The following is a 20,398-nucleotide window of genomic DNA, read 5'->3' as shown; positions in this document are numbered from 1 at the left end:
AGAATTCCCGGCGATCAGAAAGACCTGAGGAAATAAAGTCAGAGGATAGCGAGCGCGTGTTTCGTAGCCCTGGCTGCATGTAAACACCCACCGCCCCAAAGACATTTATCTCGACCAACCCTCCCCCACATTAATACCAAGCTGCGAAAAATCTTGCAGAAGACGCTTGCGACTCAAAATTGCAGGGATCTTGAAAATCTGCTTGTAAGCCTGATAGAGGCCAAAGGGGATCAGCAAAAGTCCCGCCCCGAAGGTTGCAGTAGCAATGACTATACCCGCAGGGATCGAAGCAACGCCAATCAGAACGCCAGCCCAAAAACCGGATCGTGACAACTGACGAACTTCGTCCAAGTCATATTCGACCGTGCCGTTTTTGGTTTCAAACGCGACCAGCACAACGGCGGACTTATGAATATTTTTAACATACCACGTCCTTGGCACATCAGATGCAAGCGCACCTCTGCTCTCAAGGTATTTAGGAATAATTAGGTTTTTATAGTAGAAAATTTTGCCTGACTCATCCAACAAGCGAACCTTTTTGTAGAGGCGCGCACAGTCTTGAGACGAATGAAATTCATAATTTTTTACAGTAGCTGTTACTTTCTTCAGCTCCGACATCCTAGCGTTCCTTAATGCCTGTTCCGTCGACAATTTTTCGATCAGCCTTGGTGCCTGAAGGCGACTGTATGAAAGCCACCACCAGGCTCATGCGCCACCGGTGGGTAAGGCTTCAACTGGCCTGTGCGCAACTCACCTCGGATAATGATGGCGAAAAGCCCATACGTTTCAATATATAGATTTGTATGGATTCAGGCAAACGCGGCATACCGTCTGTTTTTGGGGTGCCGCCATGTCGATTCAGGAAGGTTTCGCCGCAGCGCTGCGGCTGATTCGAATGACCAAAGGGCTGAATCAGAAGGATTTAAGCGGCACAGTTACAGGATCGCACGTCAGCCAGCTCGAAAGCGGCAAAACCTATCCAACGGTCAAGGTGGCTGGTGACCTGGCCCAGGCTCTGGATCTCTCACCCTCAGCATTACTCGCTGTTGCCATGGCTTGTGATTCGGGGGCCACTCCAAGGGCCGTGCTTCTGCAGGCCATCAAAGATCTGGAATCGCTCGGATTGATTGACCAGGTGCCTCCTGCTTCAGCGGATGCCCTGGATGGAACCCATCCGACTAGTCTTCGAGCAGCCGCTGTTCGCGCCAAAGTCCAGGAGCTCAAGAGGCAGGGGCTAAAGCAGGTCGAGGTGGCCAAAGAACTGGAGCTACCTAGGACGACAGTCCAACGGCATTGGCACTAAGTTTGTTAATCCGGGTCTTCAAAGCCAAGTCACTGAGCCTCCCCGCACCTGTAAAAGCTAGCTGAAATTCATCCTCGACGACTGGTGAAGGTGTTCGCACGCAGGGGCGAGGACTTCGACGACGCAGCGCTGGAGTGCGCCGCTGCCATAGGCTCGCTTCGCCTTGCCAAGCGTGTTTCGGAGAGGCTGCTGGTCGGAGCACCGGAACAGCGCGCAGCGAAAGCTTCCAATTTTGCTACGGTTGCTTGTGATGGCCAAGCAAGCGGCTAGGCTGATCGGCGATCGCCACCTCCAAGCTGGAGAACGCAGACTTCTTAGCTCAACAGCAAACCGCCTAGAGCTGACCACCTTCTGCCGATGCTGCCATATATAACGGAGGACAGTTGAGACCGCCAGAACCAGATTTCTTGACCAAGCTGTTTTAAGCCACTAGCGAACATGGGAGCTGGAGGGTTGTGTGCATCGTGATCAAACGATGCTGAACGAAAGTTAGATCGGAGCCGTAGGGACACACTATTTGAGGCATATCAACAACTTGCCTGCCGGAAAGCCACCGACAGCTAGTAACAAAGCTAGTTACCTTTCCACATACCGCGAATAACGTTTCGCATCCCTCTTGAAAGCGCCCATCAACAGCAATAAGATCTTCATGCACCACCAACATCCACATCAACACAAGGAAGATTTTATGGCGCTTAAACCAGGCCCAAAGCCGATTGCCAAGTCAACCGGCGAAGTAGATAAACGTCGCCGTGACAATAAAGACACGCAAGGTAACAACCCTGACTTGAAGCCGAGCAAATCTTCAAAGAAATAGCTTGTTACAGACAGAGCTACTGTAACGGTAGCTTTTGTCATTAAAGCCTGCAAGAGACCGACGAGCAGCCGGACGGTTGAGTTATCGTTACTTTTGTAAATTACTTGCAGGCTACCTACTTATAATTTTACGTACTCTATTTCTTGCTCTTCAGAGAAGCTGAGTGGCCGTTTTTTGCATTCTTCTATCGGTCTCTGCAAAGCATGGAGCCGACTATCCAGACGCCCATCAGTGAGTAGTCCCGCCGCCACTGCCGAATGCCCTCATTTGATAGTCTGTTACAGACTGGAACAGAGCCTCGGCAATCAAGCGTAGCCTTTCCACTTCGATTGCGGGCGCGCCAGTGCCCTGAGCTTGATGGTAACGGCGCATCGCCTCAACTGCCTCAGAGTAGGCTGGATGGTCGGGCGGCAGGAGATCGGACAGTTTTGGCATAAATGCTCCGATTAGTGAATCAGGTCAGGCAGACTACAGGTTGCCAGCAACTGGAAATCCACTACCTCGTGATAAAGGGACTCCGCTCGCAATCGACGGCGCTCTACCTCTTCCAGAGATGCCTCTTGATCCTGAGCTTTTTGATGCGCCCGCATCGCTTCAAGGGCTTCGCGCAGCAGCGGCTCGCCAGCCTTGGCCATGCCTTCTAAGGTTCGCACAGTGCGCTCCTCTCTACACTGATTGTTTGGCCTATTTGCGAGCGGAGGTGATCAAGGATCGGATGCCTGTTACCACTAGGAGGAGTGGCACCCAAACGTTGACTTCACTCATTAACCGCTGAGGCGACACTGAAGACCTGAAAGCACAAATCAACTGAGATAGGAAACGGCTCCTCTCAGACATGCAGTTCAGTTAGTGACTGCGGGTATCGGCAATTATAGCGATAACGGTGACAGCGTCCGCATGAAAATATGCAGACACCATTGCCGTTAACGCTAGAGTTCGGAGGGCAAATTGACAGGACGCTTGCACCCCTCGCGCCCCTACGTTGAGACAAACGGTCATGAGAACAGCGGTTCGGTCGCGCAGAAGAATTTACGGAAGGAAGGGCAAACGCCACTCAAGCCACTTCAAGACCCCGACGTCGCTGCAAGCCTTGATTTCCAAAGATTCGAACAGGTTAGTCAAAAGCACTATCGTCACCGTTACGAGCACGAAGAGTGCCCTGAGTCATTTAGATAACGAAACGGGCGACCATGCCATTGAGTTCCACGGCTAGCCTAGACAACTCATGGCTAGCGGCACTGGTCTGATTAGCTCCAGCGGCGGATTGAGTCGCCAGGTCGCGAATATTCACAAGGTTCCGGTCTACCTCGCGAGAAACCTGCGCCTGTTCTTCGGATGCACTAGCGATTACCAAGTTGCGTTCATTGATCTGAGAAATGGAGGCAGCGATTTGTTCCAATGCATCGCCTGCTGAGCGTGCGAGTTCCAGCGTGCTTTGCGTGCGATTGGTATTAAGAGACATCGACTGAACAGCATCGCCAGTACCAGTTTGGATGCCCGCTACCATCTGCTCTATTTCTTGGGTAGATTGAGCCGTCCTGTGGGCCAAGGCGCGAACCTCATCAGCCACGACTGCAAACCCTCGGCCCGCCTCTCCTGCACGCGCGGCCTCAATGGCTGCATTCAATGCCAGCAAATTGGTCTGCTCGGCAATAGTACGAATAACATCCAGGACTTTACCAATCTCGCGTCCTTGCTCAGCAAGACCTTCGACCTGAGAAGAGGTAGTTTGTACATCTTGAGTCATGGCCTGAATGGCCTTCACCGTTTCTACCACCTTATCGCGCCCCTGGCGCGCAGTGTCGTTAGACGCCTGGGATGCTTGAGAGGTAGACACCGCATTGCGGGCTACTTCTTCGACCGCAGCCGTCATTTGGTTGACCGCTGTTGCAGCCTGCTCAAGTTCATTATTTTGTTGCATCAGCCCCCGCGAAGACTCCTCGGTAACGGCGCTTAACTCCTCCGCTGAAGAGGCAAGTTGCGTGGCCGATCCAGAAATCATCGCGATCGTTGTACGCAGATTCTGCTGCATGATGGACAATGCTCCTAGCAACCGCGCAGGCTCATCACTACCTCCAACCTCGATATGTCCAGTCAACTTACCTTCGGCAATGTCCTGCGCGGCACTCACAGCTTCGCTTAATGGGGTTACTATGCTTCGCGTTAGCAACCAAGCGAGTAGCACTGTCAGCAGAGTGGCAGCCACCGAAACGATGATAATAGCCAATTTTGCGTTGCTGTATTGTTCACCTGCCAAATCCGAGGCATCACTCGCGTTGACTTTATTTATAGCTATTAACTTACTGAGCTGAACACCCATCAAGTCGGCCAAATCCTTCATCTGACCATTTACAAGTTGGCGGACAGCTTCAGTCTGTCCTTGCTGTGACAACTCTAGCGCCCGAGCTTGCTCTGACAAATATGTCTTTAAGGTAATGTCGAATTGAGTGTAGAGCGCTCGCTCATTGGCACCCGACGGCAGGATTGCATAGCTGTCTTTTGACTTTTGGAGGAGCTCAATTAACTCTTTTACGCGACGTTCAGTTTCCTGGAGCGCAGCAGGCTCACGATTGACCAAGATGCGAAAAATGGTAATACGTAACCGCAATGTATTTTCAGTCATCCCCCAAGAAAACCTACACTAGGCAGAAGGTTAGTTTCCATATTTACCGTTGTGTCACGGATCACAGACATGCGCCCCTGAGCAAATAATTCAAGTAAAATAACTAGCCCAGCAATAAACGAAAATCCCGAGAACGCCCGGGGCGCTATATTAAGTCGCCTCAACATCATGGAACGCCCTCCAGGTTTTAAATAACGGCCATAGCTATAGAACTCGCAAAAAAAACGATGACCTAAGGCGAGAAGTAGATCTAGCTTAAACCGTGCACTTTAGTTAAATTTTGGCACCCTCGAAATTAATAATAAATTCGTTGACAGCTTCGACCCCACAGCCTAAATTTCTTTAGTAAGCCCAACGAGCAGCTATAGCATTAAATACAATTTGGAGGCCTAGTTCACGAGGCGTTACGTGATTTTTGCTAAGCCACACAAATAAAACCACTGCTGCTTGCCGCGACTTTTTATTCATCACCCAGAGATCCGACAAATTGAAGCCGCCATAGCTTTCTGGGTCATGCCACGCCATGAGAAATGCCGCGACGGGCTCGGCTGCACAGTCACCCGCAATGGCTGCAGCAATTAGATCGCGGATAGATAAGGATACAAGCTCGTCCAACTCGTCATATCGGAAGTGTGCTAAAGATTTCTCGTAACTCATAATTCTCAGGCTGACCGTCTCGGTATGATAGAAATCACCACATCAAGCGTACGCCTCCTCTCAACCTCATCGGGGAACGCGGTTAAGTCGTACGGATGAGCAGAGGAATGGTACAGCTCATTAGGCGACGCCAGCCTTTCCCAGGTCAACAGAACCCAATTAAAAAATCGCCTAGACCTCCATGATTGATACTTATATCTAGAAGAACACGATAACCTAAAAAGACTACCAAGGAGAAGGCTTAAATACCACTAAAAATTTTACCGATATTTCAACATACTTTTTTGTTTTATGTTGCTTCCTGAGACGCAAATTTTCACGTCCACAGGCGCAAATCGAAGAAAGAAAACTGTAGCCATCTTGAAGGCCTGTCTGCACTCAAAAGTATTGGCGCCATAGCCGCTTTTTGAACGCTAGAGACTTGGCATGCTTTCTCATATTTGGCATGCTCATTGGCTACCTAACCCATTGAGTTCTATCATGCCCACACTAGCGCCCTCTTGCGCCCAAGTGATTTTACGCTTGGCCGAATACGTGCCTGAGCCTCCGGTACCGCTTCAACACCTATACTCAAGTGTGGACTCAAAAGTCAGAGCAGACGCTAGGGTAGATATCATTGAGGCGGCAAGCCTGGTACAAGCGATTGCACTCGTCTCAGGAGATATTGATATTGGACTAATGGCATATGACCTATTCAGGCCTGGGCAGCTCAATGCCCAACTCTACGCAATCATGTCGAGTGACAACCTGGGCGAAGCACTTAGAGTCGCAGTTAAGTATTCAATATTACTAGCCGATGGCACGCCGATTTCATACACTCAGAATGAAGATGGGTTGACGCTAAAATTCCTAAGAGTTGAATCGATGAATGTCACTCGACAGTACATTGATTGCTGCCTATCCACGATGGTGGGGCTAACCCACTGGCTGCTTCCTTGGGAGCCACCTATTCCGCTGTCCGCGACATTTAGCTACCAGGCCCCAGCCGACCAAAGCAAGCTGAAACGCATCTTCGGAAATAATTTAACATTCTCTAGCGAGTTGAATACTATTACCTATTCCGCTCGTGACTTAATGAAACCCCTAGACACTGCTAACCCACAGCTCAAAATATATCATTTAAGCCAGATCAACGAATTACTCTCTAAGCGACAAAGCAAGATCACCTCTATCGTCAAAAATCTGATTTTCACAGACCTAAATTCAAGCCGATTGATGTCTCTGAATAAAGCGGCACGTGAACTAAATTTTAGCTCTCGTACGCTTCAAGCTCGACTCAATGAGGAACGGACATGCTTCAAAGACTTACTTGATGAGTGCCGGCGTGAAATAGCGTGTGAATTTTTACGCACCTCTGATGCTACGTTTACTTCAATCGCAGATAGATTGAGCTTTCGCGGAACAAGTAGCTTCCACAAAGCTTGTACTAGATGGTTTGGCTGCTCGCCCGGCATGTACAGATCCAATCAAAAAATTGATTAATTAGTACGCTAAAATGCAACCTCAGCTGGAGGACTGTTTAGTCCAGACCGAAACATCAGGAATTCTCACACTGCTTTTTTGGATAAGGCGGATCGAGCGTAGTGCCAGAGCAAAGGATAAAACTCCTTAAAGTCCACGCTCAGGGAGTCATAATTATCCATCATTTCGTCGTAAGCACCAATTAAGTGCGTGGGTTGAGACAATCGCTGGGAAATGACATGTAATCCCTCACCAATCTTGGAAATATTTCTGTAAGCGCCAAGCCAATCCTCGGAAATGATTAGAGGGGCTATAGGCTTCAAACGCTCAGGTAAAACCGGCTCATCCTCCAAAATTTTGTAAACTTTATGTGAAAAGGTATCGAGCGCAACATCTGAATATTGATCCCAGTCTCGCGCCAGACAGTGATCAAAAAACATATCGATCACGATCCCCGCATAACGACGCCTTTGGCTAGGGAAACGTCCAAGTGCGCGCCTCACCACGGAATGGGCATCAGTAAAAACATCGATTTTTCGATGTAACTTTATAGCTTCCTCTGTCTGGAAAGAAAATTGCCCTGTCAGCGGCCCTTTTACAAAGTCACCATACAAGCTGCCAAGCAGTTGGTCAGGATCCTGGCCGCCTAAGTGCAAATGCGCTAGATAATTCATTAACAGTACCTACTGTGCTCGCCTATAAAGTCGCGCCAAGCGATCTGAATTTCGATAGCCCGAACGATTAACCTCTCATCCATCAGGTCGGTATCGTACACCCCCCTATCCTAACCTAGCTATCGATCACGTCGATTATCACAATAACCTGAACGACTACCTTCTGGATTGTTTTTATGAAAACCCAGCATTTTTAGCTCAGACCAACAGGAAAAACGACTAGGTAAACTCTGAAAAAGACCTCCTGATTTGGCAAAATTTCCGAATACCAGTTTCTGAGCCTTTCGATCATGAAACAGATGTCCTTCGCCGACACCGAGTACGCCAGCAAGCGCAAGTAGACCCGCAAAAATTATTCCTGATCGAGAGGGATCAGGTGGTGCCCTGCAAGGGTTTGATTACTCTGATCGAGCCGCATTATCCAAAGGGTGAAGGTGGTCGTCCGGCCTACCCATTGATGGCGATGCTGCGGATACATCTGATGCAGAGCTGGTTCGGCTACAGCGACCCGGCGATGGAAGAGGCGTTGTATGAGACGACCATTCTGCGCCAGTTTTCTGGCCTGAGCCTTGTGCGAATCTCGTACGAAACCACCACTCTCAATCTCCGGCGCCTGCCGGAAAAGCACGACCTGGCAACTGGAATTCTCGGTGTGATCAATAGCTATCTGGGCGATCACGGCCTGTCGCTGCATCAGGGCACTATCGTCGATGCCACTTTGATTCACGCCCCCAGTTCGACAAAAAACAAGGACGGCAAGCGCGATCCCGAGATGCACCAGACGAAGATGTATTGGCTGCGCGAGGGCACCGGATAGGCGATCTCTAAAGTTTTAAAACCGGCCCTGCCTAACCCTCGCTCAACCTTCAAGCCTATGCCTATGCGCTATGTGGCCGCTGCTGAGTCGAGCAGTTCCTGCGCGCCCAGAGTCACCGACATTCAATACGATGATCCGTATCGGTTGAGCACGCTTTTACTATTGCGAAACAGGCAGAAGATCGTACCGCCTGAATAGCGATCGATAGAAGGAGATCATCTGCTCCTCTGCATCCGGCAGGGAGAGTTCGTAACCACCAAATCGATACACCTCATACCCTGCGAGCCTCAGAGCCCTGTCTGCCGACATCATCGCTGAGTAGCGGCGGGGGCTGGCTCGTCCATCATCAGTCGCGTAGTGATGATCACCATCGACCTCAATGACTACCCGGACTCCTCCAGGTAGCAACAGCAGAAAATCCATTCGAGAACGGAGCAGCGCGTCCTTGCCTCGTTGAGAGACCGTCTGCGGATCCCAGAAAAACCAGACCTCCGGCAAGAGGACTGGGAGCTCAGGAATTCAAGCTTTATCAAAGGCCTTGTAGAAGCTTGTAAAGGCCAAAATCTGCGGAGGCGATGACTTGGGTAAACAGTTACCCAATCGTTGATACAACGCCTTCTTGCCCTCCCCCGCTGCCAATCCCCGGGTGTGCTCGAACCAGGATTGCAGGTCACGCCAAAGCAGCCCCGCCGGCCCTATCGCTCGGTCGTACATCAAGACCTTGTCAGCATTGCTGACCACTTCAATGTCGTTGTCCAGTGCATTACTGAAGCGCAGGTCGGGCTTGGCTTTGGATGCAAAGATAAGGTTCTTAGGCGAAGCCTTAGCATTGCCGCCAAGATACGTGAGCTGACCCTCCAGGTAGGCGTCAGCCCCAATCGTGACGATGAAATGGACGCCGTAGGGCTTCAACACTTCATCCACTGCATCCATGAACGCCCGCTGAGCGGCCTCGTCGGGGCGCACCGAGGAAGAAGCCAGTGCTTCGATGAATCGCACGAAACGGGCATCGGTGGATTTGAAGGCGCCCACCTTTTCAAAGAGTGTCGTGGCGCTCCAATCATCGTTGGCGATGCAGTGACGCTCAATATGGTCACGCAGGCTGGGGGCCAGCGAAAAATCTGCCAGCAAGCTTCGCTCATCGATACGCCAGAAGTTCGCAAGGGTCGTGAGAAACCCTTCCCCATGGAGAAACAGTGCTTCTTGATCAAGTCGCCGGGATAAATCCCGCCGGTACCGTGCGGGGATGGCCGGGCGAGAGCCCTCGTCCCAGTAGAGCTCTTGAAGCTCATCGCGATGCACGACCGGTAAATCAAGTTGTGCCAAGGCCGCGCCGGCAGCGAAGACCAACTGCTCGTCTGAAGCTTCGTACACAGCGCCACGAAAGTGATCGCGCTTCGAAGGTGCGCCCAAGTAGTCGTTCAGCCCTATCGACGCGAGGACGCCTGGAATTTGAGTACCGGTGTAGTGATTCTTCTGCTCGCCCAGGATCTCGCCTAGACGCTCACGTAACGCAATCAGGTTTGACGGGGCTCGGGGCATTCGAGAACCTTTGTGCAGAGGACGACAGTGAACTTGAACGTACGTGGTGCTACGGTCGCGCCGCGATCGGCAAAGCCTAACCGTTGTGATGCCTTGACCGTAGCTGTATTCGCACTGAACAGCAGCTACGCTTGGCACACACCATTTAGGCCCGGAGGAAATCACGATGGCGTATTCAGAGCTCCTGCGCGACCAAACTGAGCGAGTCTTTGGGGACAAAGTCAAATCAGCGGTGTGGCTCAGTCAGCCACGTGCTGCGTTCGATGGGCTAAGCGCGCTGGAGTATGCCCGAGACGAGCCTACGTATCTTCGCGTAAAGGAAACACTGGACAGGATCGAGCATGGGTTTGCAGCCTGATTCCGTTTCAGCAAGGCCTCTGTTCGGAGATCACTCCAACTAAGCGCTCGGACGGTAACCGCTATCCAACATCCTGAGCGATGGCAAACCCTCATCATGGGAGGTGCAGCTGATTGTTCTACAGCCCGTCACGCGCCCCCAAAACCTCTGCTTTCCAGAATTACCCTTTCACCGAGGTAATGCGTAGGGTTTGCGACCGCCACCTGCCTTCGGGTAATGCGGCTCGATCAACGCGACCAGCCTGCTCCACGGCACGACCTGTTCCATCTCCGCCAGGAAACGCTCACGAGGGGTTTACTTGCGCTTACCGGCGTATTCGAAATCGGAGAAGCTCATCTGTCTCATGGGCAAGGCTTGTTGGCGTGGATGAACGGAGCACTATTTCAGCACTGGTCAGGCTGCCTGTGCTGACTTGATCGGAGTTTCCCTAGAGCTAGGCTTCGTACCGTCAGCACCGTCCGCTGCGCTGCTTTGGTGAATCACAGCCGCAGTCTGACAAACCTTGGTTCATAGATAAAAGATCGCTCCCTTCTACTCGGAGAGCAATCAATGCATCGACATACAGTGCTTGCTTGGCTGCAGAGCTTCCTCAGCGGCGTCGATCTGCAGGGCCTTGGCGATTGACCGGAGGCTCCTCCGAGCGTCGTTGATACTCAGTGGTGGGCGGAGGTGGCGGAACGCGCGTTTGTTCGTTATTGCTTGGTTTCTGGTTGTCGGTCACGCAATTAGCTCCCTTAAGGTGACTAGAACAGCAAGTGCCGCAAGAGCCCCTGCTCCGATTATGATTTCCTGGTATGCCAGATCGAGTGGTTTGGTCTTCTCAGCTACCGTGACCTTCAGCGACTCCAAGGTATCGATGTAGCAGTTGTAGATGTGCTTCTTCTGCGCCTCTTCATCTACGGCAATCAGGTACTCGCAAGTCGGTCGGGAGGACGGCAGGTTTGGATAGTCCTTGATTCGCAGTGCGCTCAGCGCGTGCCCCCATGCACAGGCGATTGCGAACGCTGCCACGGCGAAAGCAATGAAAATCAGTATGGCCAGGGGAGACCCGAGCTGAAAGATGACTCCGTTCTTTAGGCCTGCTATTGCGCTGAGGCCTGCGATGAGAATCGAGACCGCAGTGAAAAAACGAGCGCTCTTGTTCTCTACGTGATTGAAGCGTTCCTGCTCATCCTTGAACCTGTCTTTCAGGTAGGAAATGGTTTCGTCCATTAGACCATCCAGAAGTTGCTGGCATGCTTGCGTACTGGATGTGACATTAGGCTGTGACATCTGCACGTATGGGAGGCCGCTATGATAGCGTTTTAATGCCCCAGCGGGCACCAAAGGCCAACAGAAGGGATCTGACCGATGAGTACCAGCCTCTATCGCACCCAGATAGCGCAGCATCAGCGCACCATCGCCAGACTTCAAGGCGAAAAAGTAAAGAAGGTCAAGGCAGCAGCAAACGCGGGCAAGAAAAGCGCCGACGCCAGCGCAGCTGCGGCCAAAACCTCATCGGTCTCAACGATGAAATCGAAGCTGCGTGATGCAATGCGCTACGACAGCGAACAGACCAAAGCGCTATCGGAAGTCAGCCAACTGGAGAAAAAAATCTTCGAAGCCCAGAAACGGCTCACCCAGAGCGAGCAGCGGCTTACCGAGGTGCTCAAGCGTGAACAGCGACGCTCTGACGCAGCACATGAGCAACGCATGCGGCAGATCAATGACGGGCTATCCCGCCATGAAGAACTCCACGATCAAACCGCCAAGGAGATCGAAAAGCTGAAGGCCTTGCCCGAGAAAATCACGGTCGTGTTCTTTGCCGCAGACCCCGGTAGCGATAAGAGCAACAGGCTTCTGCTGGATGAGGAAGCTCGTTTGATTGGCGAGAAGATCAGGGCATCCGAGCACAGGGATGTGCTTGAGTTCCACACCCGATGGGCAGTGCGGCCCATGGACGTTTTCCAGGCAATGAACGAGCTCAAGCCAACCATCGTCCACTTCAGTGGTCATGGCACGAGTGCCGACACGCTGGTGCTTCAGGACGATCAGGGAAACCCGAAACATGTTCCTTTGGAAGGCATCGTAAGCGCTATGGCTATTGGCTCTGAAAACCTGAAGCTGGTCTTCTTCAATACGTGCCACTCGTTCAACCAGGCCGAAGCATGCATACGCCACATACCGGCAGCGATTGGCATGAACCGCGACGTGGGAGATCTCCCCGCTCGATTCTTTGCCGCACAGTTCTACTCAGCGATCGGTTTCGGCCATTCCGTCCAGAGAGCCTTTCACCAAGCCAAAGCCTTGGTCGCGATGGAGTTTCCAGGCGAAGAAGCCATACCTGAGGTGTATGAGCAGGATGAGGGGTCGCTGGTTTTGGTGAGGCCTTCAGAGTTTTGATTGCACTCTTGCCCTGATTTGCTTTGTTCGGGAAAGTTTCCAAGCAAATGCTGCGCTTTCCACTAGCAGGGTGGAGAACATTCCATGAAGAGCTTACTGAAAAAGTGGTTGACACTAACACTGTATGCACATACAGCTAGCTCGTCAACCCACGGTTCCCTCTTCAACTAGCGAGCAACACAGCTTTGCAATGTGCCTGGGTAGAGTTGCGCTACAAACAGGATGTTTGTGACGTATTGAGATAGCTCCTAGCGGGGCTTTTTTCGTTTTTGTGCCCGGTCGGCTGCCCAGAACTGTTCGGCTTTCACGTAACCCTCTCTGAGCTCTGCATAATCGACCGCGCAGCGAAAATCCCCTGATCAAACCTTGCGGGGGTCTCCCTCTTTTCCAACGGTTTCGACGGGACGTGTTCTTTCTGCTCCGGGTTCGGTTGTGGCTTTATCTCAGGCCGAGTCGTAGCTGGGTCGTCGACAGACGGATGCGGGGTTGCTGGAGCTTGAGGCGATGGAACGGCGAGCGTAGCCGCTGAGGGTGCAGGGGCGCTATAGGTAAAGGCGTAAATAGAAATACCCAGCGCCGCGAGCCCAAGCATCGCAGTACCTCGGCAACTGACCCTGTAGAAGAGCCCCTCAGCTTGCTCAATGGGCTCCCCAACCATTTTCTTGAATTCAGCTTCAGACAGAAAGCGATACAGCTTTGGCTGCCAGTCCTTACGCAGCTTTCGCTGGATGCTGATGAACTTTCGGCCCGACATCACGTTCAGTACCGTGTAGCCAAATGCGACCGCCATTACGATCGAGATCAGGTACGGGTTGATCTGCAACGTGAGCCTCGCGGCAATCAAGCCCAGGCCAACAGTCAGCGCCGTGGAGATCGCGGCAATTGATTGGCGAGTCGCGTCTGTGGCCTTCGACGTTTCCTCCGTCACGGCCTTACGAAGATCTGTAAGGGATTTCAGTGTGTCTTTGGTGATTTCCGAGACCGCCATCTGATAAGCGATTCTCGCGCAATCCAAGGCAGCGGCCAGGTTCTCCCTGAAGTACTCCTGTACCTCCCCGTCCGCCCGACCGGAGCGCGCGATTTCGGCGGACAACAGGATGTGCTTCACCTCTGCTTCCCGCGCGTTATCGAACACCCATGCCGCTGCTTCCTGGACAACCTCGAAGTCTTTAAGCGAGATGGATGGAGTCCCCTCGACCGCCGCTGGGATTGTCAGGTTGAGCTTGGGCGGCCCTTTGAAGGTGAGCTTGCTACCACTGGTGTCGATTTCATTCGCAAAGCAACAGCTGAGGGCACCGAACGCCTGCGCTGCCCAGAGCATGTGTAAAGGATCAGCCTCATCGAGATGGTGTCCTTCTGCGAGCAACCAATGGCGCACATCCTCCGGTACTTTGCGGAGGGTCGCTGATTCTTTCACCAGGAGTCGAGGTGACTTGGTCGCCTGTGATTCGGTGTAGTCGCCCCCTTCACCCCAACCACAATATGCCCTCGCTCTGGTATTGAAAGGCTGAGTGAGGCCAAGCAGGTGCCAACGTGCAGCAGCGTGTCCATTGACCAGGAACGCCTTGAAGCCTACTTCCGTCGCCACATAGAGGGCCTGTTCCTGGACATGATCTTCCGGAAGTGGCTTCTCCAGCTCAACGCGGAACGGCCCGAAATCTTCATCCTCGTCATCGACGTCAGTTTCGCTGCTCGCGCAGTCGTAGATCGTGAATGACCAGGCAGCAGCGACAGCGGCTTTCTTGATCGACCGAGCAGTTTCCGCTGATAGGTCGGAAACGATGAGGGTAAGGTTGCCCTCTGTGATTAGCGCCTGACGCTTGCGCGATAGCTCGTTAAGCAGGCTGGCCAGGCTTTGGTGTGACAACGCTGTCCTCCTTGACTCGATCTGTATCGACGATGATTTGTTTCTTATCTCCGTCGAGCTGTATCACCTGGACGTTGGGGTTTTCCTTCCGATCGGGGAAGAGAATGGTGACGCCCTCAGCCGTGACGATCTTGCGCATGTAGGGCTGACGGAGGATCCGGCGATCGGGCTTGAAGCTCAGCTCGTGCAGCTTGCTCTTCCTGACACGACTCCGAGTCTCACGCTCCAGGCGGTTGGCTATTTTCTCATCCTCAGGATGTCCCGCTGCCATCATCACTGCCTCAACGATCGCCTCTTCATCAATGCGTCGACGAGTGCCCAGGTTGGCTTGGGCCCGCTGCAGCGCCTTGGCTATATCCTGACCGGGCAGGTGCTCAATGCAGGTCTGCAGCGCAGCCTTTAGGACTTTGCGGGTTATCTCGCTCAGCTCAGTGTCCGAGACTGCTCTACTCACAGCCAAGAAATCGGCGAAGTAGTCGGCAAGATCCACCCCTTGCTTGGTGCGATCGGTAGCCGAAATGTTCTGGTCGGCAACCCCGCTGATCACCCGAATCAGTGCCGTTTTCTGAATGGCCTTCTTCTCGTCTACCAAAGCATTCACGATACGCCGCAGCTTCTTTCCTGGAGCACCGTCATTCTGCTCCAACGCAAGCTTGTAGTCGTACTTGATCAGGCTGTAGATCTTCACATCCGGGTCTGCGACAGACAGCTCGAACATCAACAGAACGCCATCAGCACTGCCGCCCACGTGCGCACGGTTGAAACTGGCGGCTAGGGCCTGAGCGCCGGCCACGAAGGACGTGTCCGCACTTGCGATCGCCTCGACCTCGTTACGGGTCACCGATACCGCTTTGAACATGAAGACCGGCGCGGTGGCCATGTCCACGATCTTGCCGATGAAGAACGCTTCCTCCTCCAGAGCCCGCTCTGGCATGGCCGCGAAGTCCTTGGTACCCACGACATGCAAGATCATCCGTGTGATCTTGAGTGAATCAATCTCTTCGTCCGAAAAAAAGCTCATGCCATCTCCATGGAATCTGCCCCCCTCCTGAGCAGGAAGAGGAACCACCCGCCTCGGCATGCGCCCAGGCGACAATTAAGCATCAATTGCAGCCTGCAGGGCCGATGGCCACTTTCGCGGAGGGCTAGGATGTAATGCTGTGGCCGGAGCATATCCGGAAAGAATGGCCAGCAGCCAGTACAACAGCGCTGTGGGTGCATTAGCCAACTTAAGCAGCGTAAGGCCATCCCACAGTCGCCAAGCCGATCAGCTTTTGCTGCCAGAAATCCTCACAACCGCCTGGCTCCTCCATAAAGAGTACATTTGTACCAAAACGCTACAAGTTTCTGCGTTGGGTTTCTCAATGGACGAAACTCTGCTAATTCACATGATCCGGAATGGATGAACGAGTGAGCTATTAGAGAATGTTGCATCTCAACAGAAATTAGTTAGAGAAAGTATTAATAAATATCATTGACACCAATGACATCTAGCAAGCGAGCCAAGGCTTGGGAAAATCGACGGATAGCATGAAGAATTAGATAGTGAGTGAAGTGATCATGCTTTAACCAAGGACTAACCTCGAACGCCTAATTCGCTCTAACAATGCGCTATTTATGAATGACTATGTAACTCAGTAGAACCACCGGCAAGGCGACCATCCAGCGGAGCGATGTTATTAAGTCAAACACTCCACCTACGCAGCCCCGTCACCCACGCCATCTAAATCTTCTGAAAACCACTTGATATCTAATAGCACAAAATATAAAGCAACGGAAACTGACTTTGACTCCATTGATTTATTGCGGACACACTAAAACCCGGAAAATTCCGAACAAAATCAAAAAAGGGAAAAATTTGGATGCTCTTTAACTCAATCGCTTCCTAATTCTATCTAGCTCTCTAAGCTCATCCAATGTCGATATTTTAGCCCAAGGCCCATAAAATCCTGGCTCTGGGAAGTTTTCGGACTCCTCCCCTTCTAGAACTGTTTTATATATATCTGCCGCTTGCTCTACCATGCCATCAATCATCTTTAAGAATGTAACCAACGCATGCCTTAAAGTCTCAGACTCATCCACCACAGCTTGATCTATCTTTCCCTGCGTTGGCAAAGCCACTAAATCAATGCTTCTAATCTTTTCTTTAAGCAATAAATTCTGCGACTCAAGGCTCGCATTGCGTATCCTCAAAGCTTCTATATCGGTTATGACACTACCTGAAACTGCCTCCACGGAAGCCTCCGCCCCCAGGAAGTCTTCAAGTAGCTTACGGTAACTTGTATTCCTGAGCAGCGTAACGTGGCTCACAGGCTTACAAAGCTCCTCACGCTCTGAACCCGTCTGAGCGAAGAACGCTTTTAACTCAAACTCCGTTACCAGCTTAGCCACATCCTTGGCTAACCTGGTAACATTATTATACTTAGCATTAGAAAGAACAATCAGTGCCTTTCTAATAAACTCTATACGCTGTTGTCTATGATTTTCCCTATACTCATCGAACGTGTCCTTTTTCGGGTTCAGCATCGTGTTTCTCCACTTGGCTGTGCCCGATCCTATTGGTTATTAGCAAATCGGGTTTCACGGGCACTGGCGGTTTGGCTGCCGCCTGACTGATCTTGAAGACGTCCATAACGTCTAGTGCCTGTGAATTTACCATACTGCCAATTTGCGAAGCTAACGCCACGCCTGGTGGATGCTCGCTGATATTGAGGACGCTATCTAGATCCCCCTGCTTCATTAGCAACATTGCTCGAAGATAGGCGAATTTAGTATCCAGATCGGCGCTAGATGCGTCCGGAAAATTCTGGACGTCGATGAGCCGTTTGACCAAATGCTCCCCCCCGGTGAGCTCCACCCGCTTGAAGTGGGTCAACAGATCATCCTTCCTGGGAACGAACAGCTTATTCGCCTGCCCATTGAGTGCCATTTGGTACAGCTGCTGCTCGACAGCCTCGTACGCAAAGGCTTCACGAGCATACCTATCGTGATCCTCACTCAGCGTCTCGATCACCTGCCGATCAGCTGCGGTGCGTTTGAGACTCCGATAATGTTTCAGCTTGCGGAGCACCTCTGCCATTAACTCCTTGCATTTGTCCTTTTCGGCACTGATTGCCGGTAGGTGACAAACTCCGCGAATGGCGTAATGACACATATCACAGGGCCTGCCAGCCCCCAGCAGCTCCAAAATCTCTTTGGGGCACCGATTGTTGAATGGACAGATGTGAGTTGGGTTGTAGGCAAATACCGTATCCTTACGAGCCCTTAGAATCTCAATTCCGCTTTGATCTTCCTTCACTCCAATCAAGCTGATCAGCCCATGCGTTTTAATAGCTTGAGCGGGATCAGTTTTGATGTCAGCAGCTAATCGTGCATTGAGCTTGATGACCGCAGCAGCCAGCTCCGGAGCCTCTGCATCGTTGAGTTTCTCTGTGTTTTTCAGCAAATAATTCGCTAGTAGTTTCTGATGATTCGGAAGGTCATCCTCTTCAAATACAGAGTAATACCACACATGCGGCTCGGACTGACCTGTCATATATTGACCGACAACCCATGCAGGGAGGAACCTGACTGCTTCCGAGACGAAGCCAGCGCGCAGCCCGTGAGGCGTATAATCACTGACCATAGAATCAACAGTGATCCCCGCAAAGAACTCGTCGGTGTAAACAATAGGGATCTCAGCCCCACCATTTCTCCTTCTTACGAAGACCAGGTCAGGGACTTTCAGATCTTTGAGTTGATTATGGATAAAGCACTGCAAAATCGACAGCATCACAGGATAATATCTATAGCTCGCCCAACTATTTTGCCCTTCCAGTGGCATTCTGAACAATGGCTTGAATTTGCCAAATTTAGAGCTCTCCTTATTTCCGTACCATAAAGGCTCGCTGTAGTTTTGCGCACTGCACTGTCCATACCATTTCCTTTGCCTATCAAGGATGGCCATCACCGGACGAGCAACAATCGCAGTCCATTCGCCATGCGACTTATCACTACTAACAAACAGCGGCGACAGCTGGCTACCACTACTGCGATCCAGCATGCAATCGTATCGATCTTTATCAAGCCAGATGAGATGCTTCTGACGAAGGCCAGTCTCACACATAAGCTGCGTCAGGCGAACGTGATTAGGCACGATCCTCGGCACAACTTCGCCCCCAATCTCATAATCGATCGTACGATAGAAACGGGGAAGAAATTCAAACTTATGGATTTTTCCATCGCAGTAGAAAATAGGACAATAGTTCAATTTGCTCTGATCAATAACCGTGACCCGAGCCTCCCCCCTACCCCACATCGACTCCCATTCAGAAGATTCTTGCAGTTCGGCTAGACTAGGTTGATACAGCGCCCCCTGAATGACCCCTGGCATTTGACCGTCAGCCATCATATTCAGATGCATAACCAAGTATTCCATGGAATAAAGCATACTCACAAAGGCACCAAAGTACGCTCGGGGAATTGGCCGTTTGACTGTACCGCTCCGCCGCCTCACCGGTGGATAGCAGGCTGACGAAAAATTGTTCGTAAAACGATCAGCATTTGGGATGGTGAACCGGTGCTCTTGCACCCAATCACAAAACTCGTCTGCACAAAGGACGCGCGAATACCACGACTCATTCCCCCAATCGTTAAACCTAGCGTAGCACTCAAGAAATTTCAGAAATGTCATGGGAGGTTCTTTCTCATACACAAGAACCCCATCTACAAAGTTAGCCTCACGAGTAAAATACAACACGCAATCGTAATCATTGAAAGTAGCCGGGTAATCTCGCAGATCTCCATCGCGAGCCAGGAAGAAATTAGGCAGATAAGTCGACAAGTATGCCAACTGCAAATTCAGCAGAAAAATCTGAGTTTTTTCGCTTTGCAACCGCTTCGATTTTACAAATGATCGGAAGGTGGCATCCACTCCAGCACAGAAGACCCTGACCTTCTCAGGCAACCTAGCATAAAACTTCGCACCACCCTCTTGCATATCAAATACAGGTTTAAGCATGTACGACTTGACGCAACGAGTGAAAAGAGCATCAAGATCTACGGGCTTAACGCCATTCCCATACTCGACGCCCTCGTCAAACGCGATGTCTGCAGCCGTCTTTTTTGCAGGTTTCTTTCTATTTTCCCGAGCAATTCTATTGATGTCGTCGATTTCCCTCCTGACTTCCGCGACTACCTCTTCTACCATTCCCCGAGCTGCAACGTTATCCCCGGCCAAAAAATACAGGAACTGCAACACACGGTATTGTCCAAGAGACTTTTTTCGCCCAATACTATCTTTATAAACCGCAACACAGTACTCCCGAGTCAAATCATCCGAACAGTAAACCTGACCACTTAGCAACAGCTTAGTCCAACGTGTATAAGCGCTCTTGTCAAAATGACGATCGTGCTTGCTGGCGTATAACTTGTCATGATTCATATTCTTTCGTATCTGTTGGAGCGCAGGCGCTCCACCCAATGCGATCACTTTTTCAAGGACGCTATCCAGATGGCTTACGGCCCTCATCGAAAGAGGCAGGATGACCTGCCTCCTCGACCACATGAGAATAAAGACTAGCTTGAAGAAATTTGCGAGGGCCTGTTCTTGCCGTGGAGTGCACGAAGTCAGCTGGGGATGAACATCCGCGAATTTCGCATCAGGATCATCAGTGCAGCAATTCACCAGCGCACGATAATGACTTTTCTCCCACAACGAGAAGTTAATCATCGCCCCCTGAAAATAACTATCAACCTGATAAGTTGCATCGGGAGTTACCCCTGAAGAGTGCTCCTGATAGAAAGCTCTGACCTCTTTGCAAGCGCCTTGAATCGCAGAGGCGATCTCCGAACCAGGAATCAACCACATCATGGAGTTTTTGTATAAAATCTTCATACCATCTTTACTCTTTAAGCAG

17 protein-coding genes and 2 pseudogenes are annotated in these 20,398 nt (G+C 51.3%); 6 read left to right on the top strand and 13 right to left on the bottom strand.

Annotated features, from left to right (window positions below; genetic code table 11):
- Positions 1 to 105: 105 nt before the first annotated feature.
- Entirely contained in the window at positions 106 to 618 is a 513-nt protein-coding gene (locus NP552_RS11420) for a hypothetical protein (RefSeq protein ID WP_100633678.1), read from the bottom strand.
- A gap of 232 nt (positions 619 to 850) precedes the next feature.
- Here NP552_RS11420 and NP552_RS11415 point away from each other — a divergent pair, with 232 nt between their 5' ends.
- Complete coding sequence (locus NP552_RS11415) at positions 851 to 1,303, top strand: helix-turn-helix domain-containing protein (RefSeq protein WP_100633676.1); 453 nt, start codon at positions 851 to 853, stop codon at positions 1,301 to 1,303.
- Between the two features lie 616 nt (positions 1,304 to 1,919).
- On the top strand, positions 1,920 to 2,120 hold the full coding sequence (locus NP552_RS11410; protein WP_157811436.1) for a hypothetical protein: 201 nt from the start codon (positions 1,920 to 1,922) through the stop codon (positions 2,118 to 2,120).
- A 228-nt stretch (positions 2,121 to 2,348) separates the two neighbouring features.
- Here NP552_RS11410 and NP552_RS11405 read toward each other — a convergent pair whose 3' ends face one another.
- From NP552_RS11405 to NP552_RS11390, 4 genes are all read right to left on the bottom strand, one after another.
- Positions 2,349 to 2,555 (bottom strand): hypothetical protein, encoded by a 207-nt coding sequence (locus NP552_RS11405; RefSeq protein ID WP_100633674.1) that lies wholly within the window; start codon positions 2,553 to 2,555, stop codon positions 2,349 to 2,351.
- 11 nt (positions 2,556 to 2,566) lie between these two features.
- On the bottom strand, positions 2,567 to 2,773 hold the full coding sequence (locus tag NP552_RS11400; RefSeq protein ID WP_371920438.1) for a hypothetical protein: 207 nt from the start codon (positions 2,771 to 2,773) through the stop codon (positions 2,567 to 2,569).
- Between the two features lie 515 nt (positions 2,774 to 3,288).
- Complete coding sequence (locus NP552_RS11395) at positions 3,289 to 4,743, bottom strand: methyl-accepting chemotaxis protein (RefSeq protein WP_371920439.1); 1,455 nt, start codon at positions 4,741 to 4,743, stop codon at positions 3,289 to 3,291.
- A 342-nt stretch (positions 4,744 to 5,085) separates the two neighbouring features.
- Positions 5,086 to 5,400, bottom strand: a complete 315-nt coding sequence (locus NP552_RS11390; protein ID WP_274096735.1) for a DUF7673 family protein — start codon at positions 5,398 to 5,400, stop codon at positions 5,086 to 5,088.
- Between the two features lie 480 nt (positions 5,401 to 5,880).
- Here NP552_RS11390 and NP552_RS11385 point away from each other — a divergent pair, with 480 nt between their 5' ends.
- On the top strand, positions 5,881 to 6,882 hold the full coding sequence (locus NP552_RS11385; RefSeq protein WP_274096734.1) for an AraC family transcriptional regulator: 1,002 nt from the start codon (positions 5,881 to 5,883) through the stop codon (positions 6,880 to 6,882).
- 65 nt (positions 6,883 to 6,947) lie between these two features.
- On the opposite strand, the gene NP552_RS11380 is transcribed toward NP552_RS11385, so the two are convergent.
- On the bottom strand, positions 6,948 to 7,535 hold the full coding sequence (locus NP552_RS11380) for an acyl carrier protein phosphodiesterase (RefSeq protein WP_274096733.1): 588 nt from the start codon (positions 7,533 to 7,535) through the stop codon (positions 6,948 to 6,950).
- Positions 7,536 to 7,825: 290 nt separating this feature from the next.
- Between NP552_RS11380 and NP552_RS11375 the strand changes: the two are divergent.
- Positions 7,826 to 8,322: pseudogene (locus NP552_RS11375) on the top strand (IS5 family transposase); the annotation flags it as partial.
- Between the two features lie 549 nt (positions 8,323 to 8,871).
- Here the strand turns inward: NP552_RS11375 and NP552_RS11370 are convergent.
- The gene (locus tag NP552_RS11370) at positions 8,872 to 9,894 is read right to left on the bottom strand and encodes a hypothetical protein (protein ID WP_274096732.1); all 1,023 of its coding nucleotides are present in this window, start codon (positions 9,892 to 9,894) and stop codon (positions 8,872 to 8,874) included.
- Between the two features lie 166 nt (positions 9,895 to 10,060).
- Here NP552_RS11370 and NP552_RS11365 point away from each other — a divergent pair, with 166 nt between their 5' ends.
- Positions 10,061 to 10,252, top strand: a complete 192-nt coding sequence (locus NP552_RS11365) for an MbcA/ParS/Xre antitoxin family protein (RefSeq protein WP_100633664.1) — start codon at positions 10,061 to 10,063, stop codon at positions 10,250 to 10,252.
- Between the two features lie 177 nt (positions 10,253 to 10,429).
- Here NP552_RS11365 and NP552_RS11360 read toward each other — a convergent pair.
- Both NP552_RS11360 and NP552_RS11355 read right to left on the bottom strand, forming a co-directional pair.
- A pseudogene (locus NP552_RS11360) lies at positions 10,430 to 10,597 on the bottom strand (IS5/IS1182 family transposase); the annotation flags it as partial.
- Between the two features lie 372 nt (positions 10,598 to 10,969).
- Positions 10,970 to 11,464, bottom strand: coding sequence for a hypothetical protein (locus NP552_RS11355; protein WP_274096731.1), 495 nt, complete (start codon positions 11,462 to 11,464; stop codon positions 10,970 to 10,972).
- 138 nt (positions 11,465 to 11,602) lie between these two features.
- Between NP552_RS11355 and NP552_RS11350 the strand changes: the two genes are divergently transcribed.
- Complete coding sequence (locus NP552_RS11350) at positions 11,603 to 12,634, top strand: hypothetical protein (RefSeq protein WP_100633660.1); 1,032 nt, start codon at positions 11,603 to 11,605, stop codon at positions 12,632 to 12,634.
- 304 nt (positions 12,635 to 12,938) lie between these two features.
- On the opposite strand, the gene NP552_RS11345 is transcribed toward NP552_RS11350, so the two are convergent.
- The 4 genes from NP552_RS11345 to NP552_RS11330 all read right to left on the bottom strand — a co-directional run bounded on the left by NP552_RS11345 (position 12,939) and on the right by NP552_RS11330 (position 20,376).
- Positions 12,939 to 14,501 carry a hypothetical protein gene (locus NP552_RS11345; protein ID WP_100633658.1) on the bottom strand — a complete coding sequence of 521 codons (1,563 nt, stop codon included), beginning with the start codon at positions 14,499 to 14,501 and terminating at the stop codon, positions 12,939 to 12,941.
- Positions 14,470 to 15,522: a nucleoid-associated protein gene (locus tag NP552_RS11340; protein WP_100633656.1), complete on the bottom strand. Its 1,053-nt coding sequence runs from the start codon at positions 15,520 to 15,522 to the stop codon at positions 14,470 to 14,472. Before NP552_RS11340 ends, NP552_RS11345 begins: the two co-directional genes overlap by 32 nt.
- Positions 15,523 to 16,370: 848 nt before the next feature.
- Complete coding sequence (locus NP552_RS11335) at positions 16,371 to 17,027, bottom strand: hypothetical protein (RefSeq protein WP_100633654.1); 657 nt, start codon at positions 17,025 to 17,027, stop codon at positions 16,371 to 16,373.
- Positions 16,996 to 20,376 carry a hypothetical protein gene (locus NP552_RS11330; protein ID WP_100633652.1) on the bottom strand — a complete coding sequence of 1,127 codons (3,381 nt, stop codon included), beginning with the start codon at positions 20,374 to 20,376 and terminating at the stop codon, positions 16,996 to 16,998. The genes NP552_RS11335 and NP552_RS11330 overlap by 32 nt, the downstream gene beginning before the upstream one ends.
- Between the last annotated feature and the right edge of the window lie 22 nt (positions 20,377 to 20,398).

Source organism: Pseudomonas sp. 8209 (assembly GCF_028682105.1).
GTDB classification, from domain to species: domain Bacteria; phylum Pseudomonadota; class Gammaproteobacteria; order Pseudomonadales; family Pseudomonadaceae; genus Aquipseudomonas; species Aquipseudomonas palmensis.
This window is presented reverse-complemented; position numbering and strand designations above follow the sequence as displayed.

What these genes read in the sequence shown, in the direction of transcription:
- NP552_RS11420 (WP_100633678.1), bottom strand. Translation starts at nt 618, where the DNA reads ATGTCGGAGCTGAAGAAAGTAACAGCTACTGTAAAAAATTATGAATTT.
- NP552_RS11415 (WP_100633676.1), top strand. Translation starts at nt 851, where the DNA reads ATGTCGATTCAGGAAGGTTTCGCCGCAGCGCTGCGGCTGATTCGAATG.
- NP552_RS11405 (WP_100633674.1), bottom strand. Translation starts at nt 2,555, where the DNA reads ATGCCAAAACTGTCCGATCTCCTGCCGCCCGACCATCCAGCCTACTCT.
- NP552_RS11395 (WP_371920439.1), bottom strand. Translation starts at nt 4,743, where the DNA reads ATGACTGAAAATACATTGCGGTTACGTATTACCATTTTTCGCATCTTG.
- NP552_RS11390 (WP_274096735.1), bottom strand. Translation starts at nt 5,400, where the DNA reads ATGAGTTACGAGAAATCTTTAGCACACTTCCGATATGACGAGTTGGAC.
- NP552_RS11385 (WP_274096734.1), top strand. Translation starts at nt 5,881, where the DNA reads ATGCCCACACTAGCGCCCTCTTGCGCCCAAGTGATTTTACGCTTGGCC.
- NP552_RS11380 (WP_274096733.1), bottom strand. Translation starts at nt 7,535, where the DNA reads ATGAATTATCTAGCGCATTTGCACTTAGGCGGCCAGGATCCTGACCAA.
- NP552_RS11370 (WP_274096732.1), bottom strand. Translation starts at nt 9,894, where the DNA reads ATGCCCCGAGCCCCGTCAAACCTGATTGCGTTACGTGAGCGTCTAGGC.
- NP552_RS11365 (WP_100633664.1), top strand. Translation starts at nt 10,061, where the DNA reads ATGGCGTATTCAGAGCTCCTGCGCGACCAAACTGAGCGAGTCTTTGGG.
- NP552_RS11355 (WP_274096731.1), bottom strand. Translation starts at nt 11,464, where the DNA reads ATGGACGAAACCATTTCCTACCTGAAAGACAGGTTCAAGGATGAGCAG.
- NP552_RS11350 (WP_100633660.1), top strand. Translation starts at nt 11,603, where the DNA reads ATGAGTACCAGCCTCTATCGCACCCAGATAGCGCAGCATCAGCGCACC.
- NP552_RS11340 (WP_100633656.1), bottom strand. Translation starts at nt 15,522, where the DNA reads ATGAGCTTTTTTTCGGACGAAGAGATTGATTCACTCAAGATCACACGG.
- NP552_RS11335 (WP_100633654.1), bottom strand. Translation starts at nt 17,027, where the DNA reads ATGCTGAACCCGAAAAAGGACACGTTCGATGAGTATAGGGAAAATCAT.
- NP552_RS11330 (WP_100633652.1), bottom strand. Translation starts at nt 20,376, where the DNA reads ATGAAGATTTTATACAAAAACTCCATGATGTGGTTGATTCCTGGTTCG.